The organism is Streptomyces sp. L2, from assembly GCF_004124325.1.
Taxonomy (GTDB): Bacteria; Actinomycetota; Actinomycetes; order Streptomycetales; family Streptomycetaceae; genus Streptomyces.
In genome coordinates this window covers 6,833,822-6,848,394 of the sequence record NZ_QBDT01000001.1, presented here as the reverse complement: position 1 = coordinate 6,848,394, position 14,573 = coordinate 6,833,822, and the positions used below count along the sequence as shown (strand labels likewise).

The window sequence follows — 14,573 nt, the reverse complement described above, 5'->3', positions numbered from 1 at the left end:
GAGTAATGGCGAGTGAGGAGGAGCCCATGCAGAACGGTCCCGCGGTGCGGCGCCGCAAACTGGGCGCCGAACTGCGCGCGCTGCGCACCGGGGCGGGGCTCACGAGTGGTGACGCGGCCCGCCTGGTGGGCTGGCACCAGTCGAAGGTGAGCCGTATCGAGACCGGCGCCAGCGGGGTGAAACCGGCCGATGTGCGGTTACTCCTCGACACCTACGGGGTCGACGACGGGCAACTGCGCGAGTTACTTCTGGGGTTGGCGGGGTCGGAGCACGCGAGCGCCCGGCACCGCTGGTGGCACGCCTACCGGGGGATCCTGCCCCCGGCCTACCGGGACTTCATCAGCCTGGAGTCGCAGGCGAGCGGCATGCGCACCCTGGAGACCACGGTGGTGCCGGGGCTGCTGCAGACCCCCGAGTACGCCCGCGCGGTGACCCGGTCCGCGGTGGAGGGCCTGGACGAGGAGCGGCTGGACGCGCTGGTGGAGGTGCGCCTGGCCCGGCAGGACGTGCTGCGCTCGGATCCCCCGCTGCGGCTGAGCGCGGTGCTGGACGAGGCGGTGCTCCGGCGCGAGGTGGGCGGACCAGAGGTGATGGCCCGTCAGCTGAAGCGGCTGGCGGAGGCGGCGCAGTTGCCCCAAGTCAGGCTCCAGGTACTGCCGTTCGCGACCGGGGCGCATGTCGGCCTCACCGGCCCTTTCGTTATCTTCTCCTTTCCGAGCACTTCTGATCTGGACGTGGTTGTTCTGGACCAGTTGACGAGTAGCCTCTATCTGGAACGGAAAGAAGACCTCCAGGCGTATGGGGAGGCCTTCAACACCCTTCGGATCCACGCCCTTTCACCCGAGGACTCGGTGGATTACATCACCGCGATAGGTGACGGCGCGTAGAGGAGGCACCATGACCGCACTGCCTCGGAACGTCCCTTCCAGCACCGATCTGCACGGCGTGCGATGGCTGCGCAGCAGCTACAGCACGGGCGCGAACAACTGCGTGGAGACGGCCCGGCCGCACTCCGGCCGCGGGGCCGGACTGCTCGCCGTGCGCGACTCCAAGCGTCCCGCCGGACCCGCGCTGCTCTTCTCCCCGGAGAGCTGGGCGGGCTTCCTGACCACGCTCCACTGACCGGCCCCTACGAAACCCCGTCGGCACTCGTGCGACGCCCGGCCGTGTCACGCCGACTCATGGTCGAGTCTCGCCGATCACTCGTACAGCGCGTTCGATCTCGGCCCCGGACAGGTCCGCGCGGGCGGTCAGCCTGAGCCGTGAGATGCCGTCGGGCACGGAGGGAGGACGGAAACAGCCCACGGCCAGCCCGGCCGTACGGCAGTCCGCCGCCCAGCGCACGGCCTGCTCCGGGGACGGGGCCCGCACGGAGACCACCGCGGCGTCCGGACGTACCGCCTCCAGACCCGCGGCGGTCAGCCGTGCGTGCAGTTCCGCGGCGACTTCGCGGGCCCGCGCGGCCCGCTCCGGCTCGCGGCGCAGCAGCCGCAGGGCCGCCAGGGCGGCGCCGGCCGCCGCCGGGGCGAGGCCGGTGTCGAAGATGAAGGTGCGAGCCGCGTTGACCAGGTGGCCGATCACCCGGGCCGGACCGAGCACCACGCCACCCTGGCTGCCCAGCGACTTGGACAGGGTGGCCGTGACGACCACGTCGTCCGCGCCCGCGAGCCCGGCCGCCTGCGGCGCGCCCCGGCCGCCGTCGCCCAGCACGCCGAGTCCATGGGCGTCGTCCACGACCAGGCCGGCGCCGTACTCCCGGCACGCGTCGGCCAGCGCGGCCAGCGGCGCCTGGTCGCCGTCCACCGAGAACACCGTGTCGGATACGGCGATCGCCGCGCCGTCGTGCGTGCCCAGCGCCTTGCGCACGGCCTCGGGGTCGGCGTGCCCGACCACCTGGGTGGTGCCCCGGGCGAGCCGGCAGCCGTCGATGAGCGAGGCGTGATTGCCCGCGTCGGAGACGATCAGGGAGCCGTGCGGGCCGAGCGCGGTGACCGCGGCCAGGTTGGCCGCGTAGCCGGAGGAGAAGACCAGCGCCGCCTCGAAGCCGCAGAAGTCCGCCAGCTCGCGCTCCAGCTCGGTGTGCAGCTCGGTGGTGCCGGTGACCAGCCGGGAGCCGGTGGAGCCGCCGCCCCAGGTCCGAGCGGCCGCTGCCGCCCCGTCGGCGACCTCGGGGTGGTGGGCGAGGCCCAGGTAGTCGTTGCTCGCCAGGTCCAGCAGCGGCGAGTCGGCGGGGCGCGGGCGCAGGGTCCGTACGAGACCGGCCCGGCGCCGCGCCTCCGCCTGCTCGTCGATCCAGCCGAACGCCATGGGTCCTCCGGGGCTTTTGTAGGTAGCGGACAGACACTAGCGGCACGGGCAGGCACCCAGGGTGTGGCAATACCCACACGTCGAAGCATCTCTGTTGTGCAAACTCTCCTTGGCCCGAAGCGGTCCCGTAGGACAGGATCAACTTTCATGGACCTGCTGAACACGCTGGTGGACAAGGGGCTTCGGCGCGAGCTGCCGACCCGCGAGGAAGCGCTCGCCGTACTCGCCACCTCCGACGACGATCTGCTCGATGTGGTGGCCGCGGCCGGCAAGGTGCGCCGGCACTGGTTCGGCCGGCGCGTGAAACTCAACTACCTGGTCAACCTGAAGTCGGGCCTGTGCCCGGAGGACTGCTCCTACTGCTCCCAGCGGCTGGGCTCCAAGGCCGACATCCTGAAGTACACCTGGCTCAAGCCCGGCGAGGCCTCCGAGGCCGCCGCCGCGGGCCTGGCCGGCGGTGCCAAGCGGGTCTGCCTGGTGGCCAGCGGGCGCGGTCCGACGGACCGTGACGTGGACCGGGTCTCCGAGACCATCAAGACCATCAAGGAGCAGAACGAGGGCGTCGAGGTGTGCGCCTGCCTCGGGCTGCTCTCCGACGGCCAGGCGGAGCGGCTGCGCGAGGCCGGCGCGGACGCCTACAACCACAACCTGAACACGTCCGAGGGGACGTACGGGGACATCACGACCACGCACACCTACGCCGACCGGGTGGACACGGTGCAGAAGGCGCACGGCGCCGGCCTGTCCGCCTGCTCGGGGCTGATCGCGGGCATGGGCGAGAGCGACGAGGACCTGGTGGACGTGGTCTTCTCGCTGCGCGAGCTGGACCCGGACTCGGTGCCGGTGAACTTCCTGATCCCGTTCGAGGGCACCCCGCTCGGCAAGGAGTGGAACCTCACCCCGCAGCGCTGCCTGCGCATCCTGGCGATGGTGCGGTTCGTCTGCCCGGACGTCGAGGTGCGGATCGCGGGCGGCCGCGAGGTCCACCTGCGCACGATGCAGCCGCTGGCCCTGAACCTGGCCAACTCGATCTTCCTCGGTGACTACCTGACCAGCGAGGGCCAGGCGGGCAAGGCCGACCTGGAGATGATCGCGGACGCCGGGTTCGAGGTGGAGGGCACCGGGGAGATCACGCTGCCCGAGCACCGGGTGACGGCGGCCGGCGGTGGCTGCGGATCGCACGCCGAGGCCGGGTGCGGGTCGCACGCGGAGGCCGGGTGCGGGTCCGTCTGCGGCTCGCATGAGGGGCAGGACGTGTGCGGTACGGCGACGGAGTCCGCGCCGGGCACGGAGTCGGCGGCGGCCGTGAACGAGCCGCGCACCGACCTGGTCGCCGTGCGTCGCCGGGGCGCCGGGACGGACCTCGCGCCCAATGCCTGACCTGGGCGTGCCCGAGCTGCTGGAGCTGGACCGGCGGCATGTGTGGCATCCGTACGGTCCGATGCCCGGACGGGTAGAACCGCTCGTCGTGGAGTCGGCGAGCGGGGTCCGGCTGAAGCTCGCGGACGGCTCGGGCGAACTGGTCGACGGCATGGCGTCCTGGTGGTCGGCGATCCACGGCTACGGCCACCCGGTCCTCGACGAGGCCGCGCGGCGCCAGCTCGACCGGATGAGCCATGTGATGTTCGGCGGGCTCACGCACGAGCCCGCCGTACGCTTGGCGAAGCTCCTTGTAGACATGTCGCCTGACGGGCTTGAACATGTGTTCCTCGCCGACTCCGGTTCGGTGTCGGTCGAGGTCGCGGTGAAGATGTGCTTCCAGTACTGGCGCTCGCTCGGCCGGCCGGAGAAGCGGCGGCTGCTCACCTGGCGGGGCGGATACCACGGGGACACCTGGAACCCGATGTCGGTGTGCGACCCCGAGGGCGGGATGCACGACCTGTGGACCGGGGTACTCCCGCGCCAGGTGTTCGCGGACGCGCCCCCGGCCGAGTACGAGGAGTCGTACGCCGATCATCTGCGCGAGACGATCGAGCGGCACGCGCACGAGGTGGCCGCGGTCATCGTGGAGCCGGTGGTGCAGGGCGCCGGCGGGATGCGGTTCCACTCTCCCGCGTATCTGCGGGTGCTGCGGGAGGCGTGCGACGCCCACGACGTGCTGCTGGTGTTCGACGAGATCGCGACCGGGTTCGGCCGCACCGGCGCGCTGTTCGCGGCGGAGCACGCGGCCGTCACGCCGGACGTGATGTGTGTGGGCAAGGCCCTGACCGGCGGATATCTGACGATGGCGGCCACACTGAGCACCTCCCGGGTGGCCGACGGCATCTCGCGCGGCGAGGTGCCGGTGCTCGCCCACGGGCCGACGTTCATGGGCAACCCGCTCGCGGCGGCCGTGGCCTGCGCCTCGATCGAACTGCTGCTCGGCCAGGACTGGCGGGCCGAGGTCAAGCGGATCGAGGCGGGGCTGCGGGACGGGCTGGCGCCGGCGCGTGAGCTGCCCGGCGTGCGGGACGTGCGCGTTCTGGGCGCCATCGGAGTGGTCCAGCTCGACCACGAGGTGGACATGGCCGCGGCGACCCGGGCCGCGGTGCGGGAGGGCGTCTGGCTGCGCCCCTTCCGCGACCTGATCTACACGATGCCGCCGTACGTCACCGGGGACGAGGACGTGGCACGGATCGCGCGCGCGGTGATCGCCGCGGCACAGGAGGGTTGAGATGCCGGTACTGGTGGTCACGGGCACGGGCACGGAGGTCGGCAAGACGGTCACGACCGCGGCGGTCGCCGCCGCGGCGCGCGCGGCCGGCCGGTCGGTGGCCGTGCTGAAGCCCGCGCAGACCGGCGTGGGCCCGGACGAACGCGGGGACGCCGCGGAGGTCGAACGGCTCGCGGGTCCGGTCACGATCGCCGAACTGGGCCGTTTCCCGGAGCCGTTGGCGCCGGGCACGGCGGCCCGTCGGGCCGGCATGGCCCCGGTGCGTCCGCAGGAGGTGGCCGAGGCCGCGGCGAAGCTGGCCACCGAGCACGATCTGGTGCTCGTCGAGGGCGCGGGCGGTCTGCTCGTGCGGTTCGACGAGGCGGGCGGCACGCTGGCGGACGCGGCCGCGCTGCTGCGCGCGCCGGTGCTGGTCGTGGCCTCGGCCGGTCTGGGCACGCTGAACACGACCGAGCTGACGGCCCGTGAGCTGCGCTCGCGCGACCTGGAGCTGGCCGGAGTGGTGATCGGCAGCTGGCCCGGCTCGCCCGACCTCGCGTCCCGCTGCAACGTCGAGGACCTGCCGGAGTGCGCGGGCGCTCCGCTGCTCGGCGCGGTCCCGGCCGGCGCGGCGGCGCTGCCCCCGGCCGCCTTCCGCACCGCGGCACCCACGTGGCTGGCCTCCCGGCTGGACGGCACGTGGGACGCGGAGGACTTCCGGGTCCGGGAAGCACCGGAAGCACCGGAAGCGCCGTAGGTTCGGCGCCGCCCCGCGCGGGCCGCGGGCAGTCGTGCCGCCGGCGCGGCACGGGTGGGCGCGGGGCGCCTGGCCACGCCGAGCGGCACTGCACGACCCCGGACCGGGCGCCGCCCGCGCGGCACGGGCGGGCGCAGTGGCACCCGGCCCCGCTGAGCGACACTGCTCAGCCCGAACCGGGCGAGTGCCGCCGGCGCGGCACGGGCGGGCGCGGCGGCGCCTTGCCACGCCGAGCGGCACTGCACGACCCCGGACCGGGCGCCGCCCGCGCGGCACGGGCGGGCGCAGTGGCACCCGGCCCCGCTGAGCGACACTGCTCAGCCCGAACCGGGCGAGTGCCGCGGGCGCGGCGCGGGTGGGCACGGGGGCGCCTGGCCACGCCGAGCGGCACCGCTCGGCCCCGGACCGGGCGAGTGACGCCGGCCGGGGGTGCCGTGGGGTGTTCCGGGGGACAATGGGTGTAGGCCCCGTCCTCCGGGAGGTTGCCATGCGGCTGTTGTCCGCCGGCTCAGGTGGCAAGGTGGCGCACGGTCCCGTCCACCATCCGGTGTTCGCCCGTTACTACGCGCGGTTCAGCGTGGGGGCCGAGTCGCGGCTCGGCCTGGCCGACGTGCGGACCCGGCTGCTCGCGGGGCTGTCCGGGCGGGTGATCGAGATCGGCGCGGGCAACGGCCTGAACTTCGGGCGCTATCCGGGCACGGTCTCGGAGGTCGTCGCGATCGAACCGGAGCCGCTGCTCAGGCAGTTGGCGGTCGAGTCGGCGGTGCACGCGCAGATTCCGGTCGACGTGGTGCCCGGCGCGGCGGAGGCCCTGCCGGTCAAGAGCGAGGCGTTCGACGCGGCCGTGCTGTCCCTGGTGCTGTGCAGCGTGCGGGACGTGTCACGTGCGCTGAGCGAGGTGCGGCGGGTGCTCAAGCCCGGCGGCCAGGTGCGGTTCTTCGAGCACGGGCGGGGCCGTGGGCGCGTGATGACACTGACCCAGCGCACCCTGGACCGCACGGTGTGGCCGGCGCTGGCCGGCGGCTGCCATGTGGCCCGGGACCCGGTCGCCGCGCTGCGCGACGCCGGCTTCGAACTGGGGCCGCTCCGGCGGCTGCTGGTGCCGGAGAAGGGCCCGGCGCTGCCCATGTCGTACTGCACGCTGGGTACCGCTTGGCGGCCCGCGGAACCCGCCCGCCGCTGACCGGGCGATGGCCCGGCCGTACGGATCACAGGCTCCAGCGGCGCAGTTCCCGCGCGATGTCCGCCACACCCGCCTCTCCGCTCTTGACCAGCCGGGCCAGATCGCGGACCTGCTCGGGCGTGGTGACGACCTTCAGGCCGCTGGCGACCAGATAGGCGTAGGCGACCGCGGAGGCGAACAGCGCGTTGGAGCGCTCCAGCGCCGGCACGTGGACGAGCAGTTGCAGCAGGGCGGCGGCGCGGTCGTACGGGGTGTCGTAGACGGGTACGTCGAATATCTCGGCCCGATGGCGCGCGACGGCCGCGACCAGGGCACCCCAGTCGCTCACCTGCGGGTCCCCGGGCGTCTTCTGCTCGGCGAGCATGAGCAGCCAGGCGAGGTCGATACTGAGGTCGCTCAAGGGATCAGCGGCCGCCTTCGCCCGCGCCGCGTGCCTCGCCGAACTCCTCGGCGAACACCGACTCGTACTGCTTCATGAAGTCGGCGGCGGCGTCCACGAACGTCCGGCCGGCCTCTCCGGCGTCCTGTCTGACGAGCTCCTCGATGTAGCGGTTGACGCTCATACCGCGGGCCAGGGCGCGTTCGCGGGCCGCGCGGGCGGTGTCCTCGTCCACGCGCACGTTCAGCTGGGTCTTCGCCATACCTCGACGCTAGCGCTCAGGCGCTAGCAGGACAAGGGGCGCCCGGGGGCACCTGGATGCCCCTTACACGCGTGCCGTGCGCCCTCGGCCCCCTGGGGGATACCGGGTGTGCGCCCGGTCACACTACGCTCGGCCGGGAGAAGGATGTCGGGACGAGGATGAGGGCACGTCGAGACGACCGGGAGGCGGACTTGTCCACACCTGCTGCGCAGCACGCGCCGGGACACGCGCCGGACGGCGGGACCGCGTCCCAGGCGCGCGGGCTGACCAAGGCGTACGGCACCGGCGAGACGGCGGTGCTCGCCCTGGACTCGGTGGACGTGGACATCGCCCGCGGCCGGTTCACCGCCGTCATGGGCCCCTCGGGTTCGGGCAAGTCGACGCTCATGCACTGCCTGGCCGGGCTGGACACCGTGTCGGCCGGTCAGGTGTGGCTCGGCGACACCGAGATCACGGGGCTGAAGGACCGGGAGCTGACCCGGCTGCGACGGGACCGGATCGGGTTCATGTTCCAGTCGTTCAATCTGATCCCGACGCTGAACGCGGCGGAGAACATCACCCTGCCGATGGACATCGCGGGCAAGAAACCCGACCCGGCGTGGCTGGACCAGGTCATCGACACGCTGGGGCTGCGGGACCGGCTGAAGCACCGCCCGGCCCAGCTGTCGGGCGGCCAGCAGCAGCGCGTCGCCTGCGCCCGCGCACTGGCCTCACGCCCCGAGCTGATCTTCGCCGACGAGCCCACGGGAAACCTGGACTCGCGTGCCGGCCTGGAGGTGCTGGGCTTCCTGCGCAGCGCGGTGGACGACCTCGGGCAGACGGTCGTCATGGTCACCCACGACCCGGGCGCCGCCGCCCACTCCGACCTGGTGCTGTACCTGGCGGACGGCCGGATCGTGGACGAGATGGAGCGGCCGACGTCGGAGGCCGTGCTGGAGCGCATGCGCCTCTTCTCGGGCGGCGGCCGCCGGGGCGCCACGACCGGCGGGGCGGACGCGCCCTTCGAGGGGACGGACGGGACCAGCACGGCCGACGCGTCCTTCGGGGGAACGGACGGGACCGGCACGGCCGACGACACCGACGGCACCGCGCGGGAGGCCTGACCCGGTGCTCAGAGCGACGCTGCGGAGTTTCCTCGCGCACAAGGGGCGGCTGGCGCTGTCGGCGCTGGCCGTCGTGCTGTCCGTAGCGTTCGTCGCGGGCAGTCTGATCTTCTCCGACACCGTCAGCCGCACCTTCGACCGGCTGTTCGCCTCCACCGCGGCCGATGTGACGGTGGCGCCGAAGCAGGACCTGAAGTCGTCCGTGCCGACGGGAGCCGTCCAGACCCTGCCCGCCTCCCTGCGGGACCGGGTCGCGCGAGTCGACGGGGTCGCGGCCGCCCACGCGGACGTGTCGGTGCAGAACATCGTGGTGGTCGACAGCCACGACAAGTCCGTCGGCCCGACCACCGGCGCCCCCACCATCGCCGCCGCCTGGTACGTCACCCGCCGCAGCCCGGTGAAGCTGACCTCCGGGCACGCCCCGCACGGGGCGGGCGAGGCGCTGCTGGACGCGGACACCGCCGCCAAGAAGCACGTCCGGACCGGCGACACGCTGACCGTGCAGGCACAGCCTGGCAGCTTCCGGGTCCGGGTCGTCGGCATCGCGACCTTCACCACGACCAACCCGGGTGCCGCGCTCGTCTTCCTGGACCCCGCGGTGGCCGGCCGTGAACTGCTCGGCTCCGCCGACCGGGCCACGAGCATCTCCGCGGACGCGGCCGAGGGCGTGAGCGACGCCGTGCTCAAGCGCCGCGTCGGGGCGGCGATCGGCACCGCCCACTACGACCTGAGGACCGCGAAGGAGCAGGCCAAGTCGGCGGCGGCGAGCCTCGGCCCGTTCCTCGACGTGATCAAGTACGTGATGCTGGGATTCGCCGGCATCGCCGTCCTCGTCGGCGTCTTCCTGATCGTCAACACGTTCTCCATGCTGATCGCCCAGCGCACCCGCGAACTGGGCCTGCTGCGCGCGCTCGGCGCCGACCGGCGGCAGGTACGGCGGTCCGTGCTGACGGAGGCGCTGCTGCTCGGGCTGGTGGGCTCCACGCTGGGCCTCGCGGCCGGGATCGGGCTCGCGGTCGGGCTGATCCATCTGATGAGCGCCTTCGGGATGAACCTGAAGACCACCGAGATGGTCATCGGCTGGGGCACCCCGGTCGTGGCGTACGTCGTCGGGGTGGGCGTCACCTTCGTCGCCGCGTACCTCCCGGCACGGCGGGCGGCGGGCGTCTCACCGATGGCGGCGCTCTCGGACGCCGACGTGGCGGGCGTGGGCAAGCCGTTGAAGGTGCGGGGCGTCGTCGGCTCGCTGGTCGGAGCGGCCGGCGCGGCGGCGCTGGTCGGGTGCGCGGCGGCCACGAAGACCGCTTCGGCCGCGTCGCTGCTGGGGCTCGGCGTGCTGCTGACCCTGGTCGCGACGGTCATCGGCGGCCCGCTGCTGGTCCGGCCGGTGATCCGTGTCCTCGGCGCGGCCTTCCCCGCGCTGTTCGGTTCGGTGGGCCGGATGAGTCAGCGCAACGCCCTGCGCAATCCGCGCCGTACGGGAGCGACCGCGTCCGCGCTGATGGTGGGCCTCGCCCTGGTCGCCGGGATGTCCGTGGCGAGTTCCTCCATGTCGGCGTCGTTCGACCGGCAGATCGACAAGACGCTGGGCGCGGACTTCATCGTCCAGAACGCCAATTTCGCGCCGTTCACCAAAGAGGTCACCGGCGAGGTGGCCGGCACGCCCGGCGTCGGACTCGTCGTACGGCAGCGGCTCACCGCGATCGCCGTCCGGCTGCCCGACGGCAAGCGCGTCGAGACCACCGCCGCCGGATACGGGCCCCGGCTCGACGACGTCGCCCACGTCTCCTACGCGCGCGGGGACTCGGCGGCGGCGCTGGCCGACGGCCGCCTGGGGATGGACGCGGACTTCGCCAGGGACCACGGGGTGGGCGTCGGCACCGTGCTCCCGGTCGAGTTCCCGGGCGGGCGCAGCGCCCGGCTGACGGTCGGAGCGCTCACCGAGCAGGAGTCCGCCGAGGGCTTCGGCACCCAGGGCGGCGTCTTCTTCGGACTCGCGACGGTCGAGAAGTACGTCCCCGGCGGCCAGGACTCCGTGCTCTACGTCAACGCCGCGCCCGGCACCGACCCGGTCAGGCTACGGCCCCGGCTGGAGCGGGCGCTCCAGCCGTTCCCGCAGGTCCAGGTGCGCGACCAGGCCGACTACAAGAAGCTCGTCCACGACCAGATCGCCGTGCTGCTGTACCTGGTGTACGCCCTGCTCGGCCTCGCGATCGTCATCGCGGTCCTCGGTGTCGTCAACACGCTCGCCCTGTCGGTGGTGGAGCGCACCCGGGAGATCGGGCTGCTGCGCGCGATCGGGCTGGGCCGGCGGCAGCTGCGGCGGATGATCCGGCTGGAGTCGGTGGTGATCGCGGTCTTCGGGGCCGTCCTCGGGCTGGCCCTCGGCCTCGTGTGGGGTGTGTGCGTCCAGCGCGTGCTGGCGCTGCGGGGGCTGACGGCGCTGGCGATCCCCTGGGGCACGATCGTCGCGGTGGTGATCGGCGCGGCGGTGGTGGGTGTCGTAGCGGCCCTGCTGCCCGCGCTGCGGGCGTCGCGGATGAACGTGCTGGCGGCGATCGCGCACGAGTGAGGGCGGGATGCCGGGGCGGGCGGTCTGCCGGGCGTCCGGATCCGCTCAGCCTCCGGTCCGCCGGGCTCCGGTCCGCATGGTGGAAATCTTCCGGCCCGGTGGGCGCTCCGTGCTGGGCTGACCGCATGGACCGCATGAATCCCGTGAACCGTATGAGCCCGCCCGTGATACGCCCCGCCCGGCCCGACGACCTGGACGCCGTCCTCGCCTTCTGGAAGACGGCCGCCGAGGGCACCAGCATCAGCGACGACCGCGCCGGAGTGGAACGGCTCCTCGCCCGCGACCCGGAGGCGCTGCTCCTCGCCGAGCTGGACGGTGAGCTGTACGGCACGGTGATCGCGGGCTTCGACGGCTGGCGCTGCCATCTTTACCGGCTCGCGGTGCATCCCGGGCGGCGGCGCAGGGGTGTCGGCTCCGCCCTGCTGGCGGCCGCCGAGGAGCGGTTCGTACGGCTGGGCGGCCGACGTGGGGACGCCATGGTGCTGGTCCGCAACGAGCGGGCGCAGCATGCCTGGCGGGCCGCCGGATACGCGCCCGAGGCGCAGTGGCGGCGCTGGGTGAAGCCGCTCACGGACTGAGGCGGCCCCACCGGTTCTTTACCCATCCTTTACCATGGAGGGAGCACTCGGCCCTTCATGAAAGGTTGTGAGCGTCCGCCCATGGGCGATCCTCCCCGTGCGCGACACCGCGCGTTCCGCCCCGTCCTGACCGATCATGGGACCGGGGTGACCCGATGACCGAAGTGCTCCTCCTCGTGGTGGCGATCCTGCTCTCGCTCGCCTGTGGCGCGTTCGTGGCGGCCGAGTTCTCCCTGACGACGGTCGAGCGCGCGGAGCTGGAGCGGGCCGTCGAGCGCGGTGATCGCGGTGCCGCGGGCGCCCTGAAGGCCGTACGGAACCTGACCTTCCAGCTCTCCGGCGCGCAGCTCGGCATCACCGTCACCAACCTGGTGGTCGGCATGCTCGCCGAGCCGTCCATCGCCAAGCTGCTCGCGGGCCCCTTCCAGGCCCTCGGCCTGTCCCGGTCCACGGCCACGTCCGCCGCCCTGGTGCTGGGTACGGCGCTGTCGACGGTGTTCCTGATGGTCGTCGGCGAGCTGGTGCCGAAGAACTGGGCGATCTCCTCGCCGCTGGCCATGGCCCGGCGGGTGGGCAACGCGCAGCGCTGGTTCAGCGCCGCCTTCCGCCCGTTCATCAGCCACCTCAACCACACGGCCAACCGCTTCGTACGACGGCTGGGCATCGAGCCCGCCGAGGAACTGGCCTCCGCGCGCGGGCCGCAGGAGCTGGCCGCGCTCGCCCGGCACTCCGCGAAGGAGGGCGCCCTGGAGGCGGACACGGCCGAGCTGTTCGTGCGGACGCTGAACCTGGCGGACCTCACCGCGCAGAACGTGATGACCCCGCGCGTGCAGGTCGTCGCCCTGGACATGCAGGCGACCTGCGAGGACGTGGCGAACGCGACCCGCGCGACCGGCCTGTCCCGGTTCCCGGTCTACCGCGGCAGCCTCGACGCCGTGGTCGGCACGGCCCACATCAAGGACGTGCTGGCCGTACCCGCCGAGGAGCGGCGCCACCGCATGGTCGCCCAGGTGATGCGCGAACCGCTGCTCGTGCCCGAGTCTCTGACCGTGGACCGGCTGCTGGACCGGCTGGGGGGCCGGCGCACCATGGCCGTCGTCATCGACGAGTACGGCGGTACGGCGGGCGTGGCGACCCTGGAGGACATCGTCGAGGAGGTCGTCGGCGAGGTGCGCGACGAGCACGACCCGCACGAGACCCCCGATCTGGCCCCGGCCGGCGCCGACACGGACGGCCGCGCGCTGTACTCGGCGGACGGAGCCGCCCGCACGGACCAGCTCGCGCGGGTCGGCCTGCGCGCGCCCGAGGGGCCGTACGAGACGCTGGCCGGTCTCGTCGCCGCCGGTCTCGGCCGCATACCCGAGGTCGGCGACGCGGTCGAGGTGGCGGGCTGGCGTCTTGAGGTCGTGGACGCCTCGGGGCGCCGGGCGGCCCGGGTGCTGCTGCACGCGCCGCTGGACGACGACAGGAGCCCCGAGGGCCCGAAGGGGGCGCGATGACCGCCGTACAGTTGCTGATCGGTCTGGCGACGCTGGTCGTCAACGCGTTCTTCGTGGGCGCCGAGTTCGCCCTGATCTCGGTGCGCCGTTCGCAGATCGAACCGCTCGCGCAGGAGGGCGACCGGCGCGCGAAGAGCGTCCTGTGGGGGCTGGAGCACGTGTCCGCGCTGCTGGCCGCGGCCCAGCTCGGCATCACGCTGTGCACGCTGGTCCTCGGTGTGGTCGCCGAGCCGGCCATCGCCCATCTGCTGGAACCGGTGTTCCACGCGGTCGGCGTGCCGGTGGGCGCGGGCCACGCGGTGTCGTTCGTGATCGCGCTGGCGCTGGCGACGTACCTGCACATGCTGCTGGGCGAGATGGTGCCGAAGAACATCGCGCTCGCCGAGCCGGTGCGCAGCGCGCTGCTGCTCGGTCCTCCGCTGGTCACCCTGTCCCGGGCGCTCCGGCCGGTGATCTTCACGGTCAACGCCTTCGCCAACGGGTTGCTGCGCCTGCTGAGGGTGGACGCGAAGAACGAGGTCACGGCGACGTTCTCGGACGCGGAGCTGGCCCAGATCGTGAAGGACGCCGGGGAGGCCGGGCTGATCGACAACCGGGCGCAGGAGCGGCTGCACGACGCCCTGGAGCTGGGCAGCCGGCCGGTGCGGGATGTGATCGTCCCCCTGGAGCGGGTCGTCTACGCGCGCGTGGGCGTCACGCCCGAGCAGGTGGAGCGGCTGTCGGCCGATTCGGGGTTCTCCCGGTTCCCGGTGGTCGACTCCGGCCGCCGGATCGTGGGCTATCTGCACGTCAAGGACGCCCTGGACGCTTCGCCGCGTGACGTGGCGTTCCAGCTGCGGGACATGCGGCCGATCGCGCGGGTGCGCGAGAACACCCCGCTGGACGACGTCCTCACCGCGATGCGCGGCAGCCGCACCCACCTGGCGGCCGTCCTCGGCACCGACGGACGCCTCGCGGGCCTGGTGACGATGGAGGACGTCCTGCGGGAGCTGTTCGGACAGCCGGCGGGGGCGTGAGGGGCGGCCGGCCGGGCCGGGCGTGAGGCTCGGGCTGACCGGGCCGGTCGGGGGCGCACTCGGGCTGACCGGGCCGAGTCTGAACGGGGCGTACTCGTGCTGACCGGGCCCAGGCCCGAGGGGCAAGCTCGGGTCCACCGGCCCAGGCCCGAGGGGGCGCACTCGCGTCCACCAGCCCAGGCCCGAGGGGGCGCACTCGCGTCCACCAGCCCAGGCCCGAGGGGGCACGCTCGCGTCCACCAGCCCAGGCCCGAGGGGGCGCACTCGCGTCCACCGGGCCAAGCC

Annotated in this window: 14 protein-coding genes; 11 read left to right on the top strand and 3 right to left on the bottom strand. The window is 73.4% G+C overall.

Annotated elements, in window-relative coordinates; translation table 11 throughout:
- The first annotated feature begins 26 nt into the window (after window positions 1-26).
- Together DBP14_RS30735 and DBP14_RS30730 are read left to right on the top strand one after the other, a co-directional pair.
- Window positions 27-887, top strand: coding sequence for a helix-turn-helix transcriptional regulator (locus DBP14_RS30735; protein ID WP_129310653.1), 861 nt, complete (start codon window positions 27-29; stop codon window positions 885-887).
- 10 nt (window positions 888-897) lie between these two features.
- Window positions 898-1,122, top strand: a complete 225-nt coding sequence (locus DBP14_RS30730) for a DUF397 domain-containing protein (RefSeq protein ID WP_129310651.1) — start codon at window positions 898-900, stop codon at window positions 1,120-1,122.
- Between the two features lie 57 nt (window positions 1,123-1,179).
- Here the strand turns inward: DBP14_RS30730 and DBP14_RS30725 are convergent, their stop codons facing one another.
- On the bottom strand, window positions 1,180-2,307 hold the full coding sequence (locus tag DBP14_RS30725) for an 8-amino-7-oxononanoate synthase (protein WP_129310649.1): 1,128 nt from the start codon (window positions 2,305-2,307) through the stop codon (window positions 1,180-1,182).
- Window positions 2,308-2,454: 147 nt separating this feature from the next.
- Between DBP14_RS30725 and bioB the strand changes: the two genes are divergently transcribed.
- From bioB to DBP14_RS30705, 4 genes are all read left to right on the top strand, one after another.
- Window positions 2,455-3,687: a biotin synthase BioB gene (gene bioB / locus DBP14_RS30720; protein WP_129310647.1), complete on the top strand. Its 1,233-nt coding sequence runs from the start codon at window positions 2,455-2,457 to the stop codon at window positions 3,685-3,687.
- A complete protein-coding gene (locus tag DBP14_RS30715; RefSeq protein WP_129310645.1) occupies window positions 3,680-4,960 on the top strand; it encodes an adenosylmethionine--8-amino-7-oxononanoate transaminase in 1,281 nt (426 codons plus the stop codon). The genes bioB and DBP14_RS30715 overlap by 8 nt, the downstream gene beginning before the upstream one ends.
- 1 nt (window position 4,961) lies before the next feature.
- On the top strand, window positions 4,962-5,696 hold the full coding sequence (bioD, locus tag DBP14_RS30710; protein ID WP_129310643.1) for a dethiobiotin synthase: 735 nt from the start codon (window positions 4,962-4,964) through the stop codon (window positions 5,694-5,696).
- Window positions 5,697-6,183: 487 nt separating this feature from the next.
- Window positions 6,184-6,879, top strand: a complete 696-nt coding sequence (locus DBP14_RS30705) for a class I SAM-dependent methyltransferase (protein WP_129310641.1) — start codon at window positions 6,184-6,186, stop codon at window positions 6,877-6,879.
- Window positions 6,880-6,904: 25 nt separating this feature from the next.
- Here the strand turns inward: DBP14_RS30705 and DBP14_RS30700 are convergent, their stop codons facing one another.
- Both DBP14_RS30700 and DBP14_RS30695 read right to left on the bottom strand, forming a co-directional pair.
- Window positions 6,905-7,279, bottom strand: a complete 375-nt coding sequence (locus DBP14_RS30700) for a fic family toxin-antitoxin system, toxin component (RefSeq protein ID WP_129310639.1) — start codon at window positions 7,277-7,279, stop codon at window positions 6,905-6,907.
- Window positions 7,280-7,283: 4 nt separating this feature from the next.
- Window positions 7,284-7,520, bottom strand: a complete 237-nt coding sequence (locus DBP14_RS30695) for a toxin-antitoxin system HicB family antitoxin (RefSeq protein ID WP_129310637.1) — start codon at window positions 7,518-7,520, stop codon at window positions 7,284-7,286.
- Window positions 7,521-7,711: 191 nt separating this feature from the next.
- On the opposite strand from DBP14_RS30695, the gene DBP14_RS30690 reads away from it, so the two are divergent.
- The 5 genes from DBP14_RS30690 (at window position 7,712) to DBP14_RS30670 (ending at window position 14,288) form a co-directional block, all read left to right on the top strand.
- Window positions 7,712-8,623, top strand: a complete 912-nt coding sequence (locus tag DBP14_RS30690; protein ID WP_129310635.1) for an ABC transporter ATP-binding protein — start codon at window positions 7,712-7,714, stop codon at window positions 8,621-8,623.
- A gap of 4 nt (window positions 8,624-8,627) precedes the next feature.
- Complete coding sequence (locus DBP14_RS30685) at window positions 8,628-11,195, top strand: FtsX family ABC transporter permease (protein ID WP_129310633.1); 2,568 nt, start codon at window positions 8,628-8,630, stop codon at window positions 11,193-11,195.
- 152 nt (window positions 11,196-11,347) lie between these two features.
- Window positions 11,348-11,773 carry a GNAT family N-acetyltransferase gene (locus tag DBP14_RS30680; protein ID WP_129310631.1) on the top strand — a complete coding sequence of 142 codons (426 nt, stop codon included), beginning with the start codon at window positions 11,348-11,350 and terminating at the stop codon, window positions 11,771-11,773.
- Window positions 11,774-11,928: 155 nt separating this feature from the next.
- Window positions 11,929-13,272: a hemolysin family protein gene (locus DBP14_RS30675; protein WP_129310630.1), complete on the top strand. Its 1,344-nt coding sequence runs from the start codon at window positions 11,929-11,931 to the stop codon at window positions 13,270-13,272.
- Window positions 13,269-14,288 carry a hemolysin family protein gene (locus DBP14_RS30670; RefSeq protein ID WP_129310628.1) on the top strand — a complete coding sequence of 340 codons (1,020 nt, stop codon included), beginning with the start codon at window positions 13,269-13,271 and terminating at the stop codon, window positions 14,286-14,288. The genes DBP14_RS30675 and DBP14_RS30670 overlap by 4 nt, the downstream gene beginning before the upstream one ends.
- Window positions 14,289-14,573: the final 285 nt, after the last annotated feature.

Bases quoted from the DNA above. Each gene is read 5' to 3' on its own strand.
- DBP14_RS30705 (WP_129310641.1), top strand. From the start codon at position 6,184: ATGCGGCTGTTGTCCGCCGGCTCAGGTGGCAAGGTGGCGCACGGTCCC.
- DBP14_RS30680 (WP_129310631.1), top strand. From the start codon at position 11,348: ATGAGCCCGCCCGTGATACGCCCCGCCCGGCCCGACGACCTGGACGCC.
- DBP14_RS30725 (WP_129310649.1), bottom strand. From the start codon at position 2,307: ATGGCGTTCGGCTGGATCGACGAGCAGGCGGAGGCGCGGCGCCGGGCC.
- DBP14_RS30675 (WP_129310630.1), top strand. From the start codon at position 11,929: ATGACCGAAGTGCTCCTCCTCGTGGTGGCGATCCTGCTCTCGCTCGCC.
- DBP14_RS30670 (WP_129310628.1), top strand. From the start codon at position 13,269: ATGACCGCCGTACAGTTGCTGATCGGTCTGGCGACGCTGGTCGTCAAC.
- DBP14_RS30695 (WP_129310637.1), bottom strand. From the start codon at position 7,520: ATGGCGAAGACCCAGCTGAACGTGCGCGTGGACGAGGACACCGCCCGC.
- DBP14_RS30735 (WP_129310653.1), top strand. From the start codon at position 27: ATGCAGAACGGTCCCGCGGTGCGGCGCCGCAAACTGGGCGCCGAACTG.
- bioD (WP_129310643.1), top strand. From the start codon at position 4,962: ATGCCGGTACTGGTGGTCACGGGCACGGGCACGGAGGTCGGCAAGACG.
- DBP14_RS30730 (WP_129310651.1), top strand. From the start codon at position 898: ATGACCGCACTGCCTCGGAACGTCCCTTCCAGCACCGATCTGCACGGC.
- DBP14_RS30715 (WP_129310645.1), top strand. From the start codon at position 3,680: ATGCCTGACCTGGGCGTGCCCGAGCTGCTGGAGCTGGACCGGCGGCAT.
- bioB (WP_129310647.1), top strand. From the start codon at position 2,455: ATGGACCTGCTGAACACGCTGGTGGACAAGGGGCTTCGGCGCGAGCTG.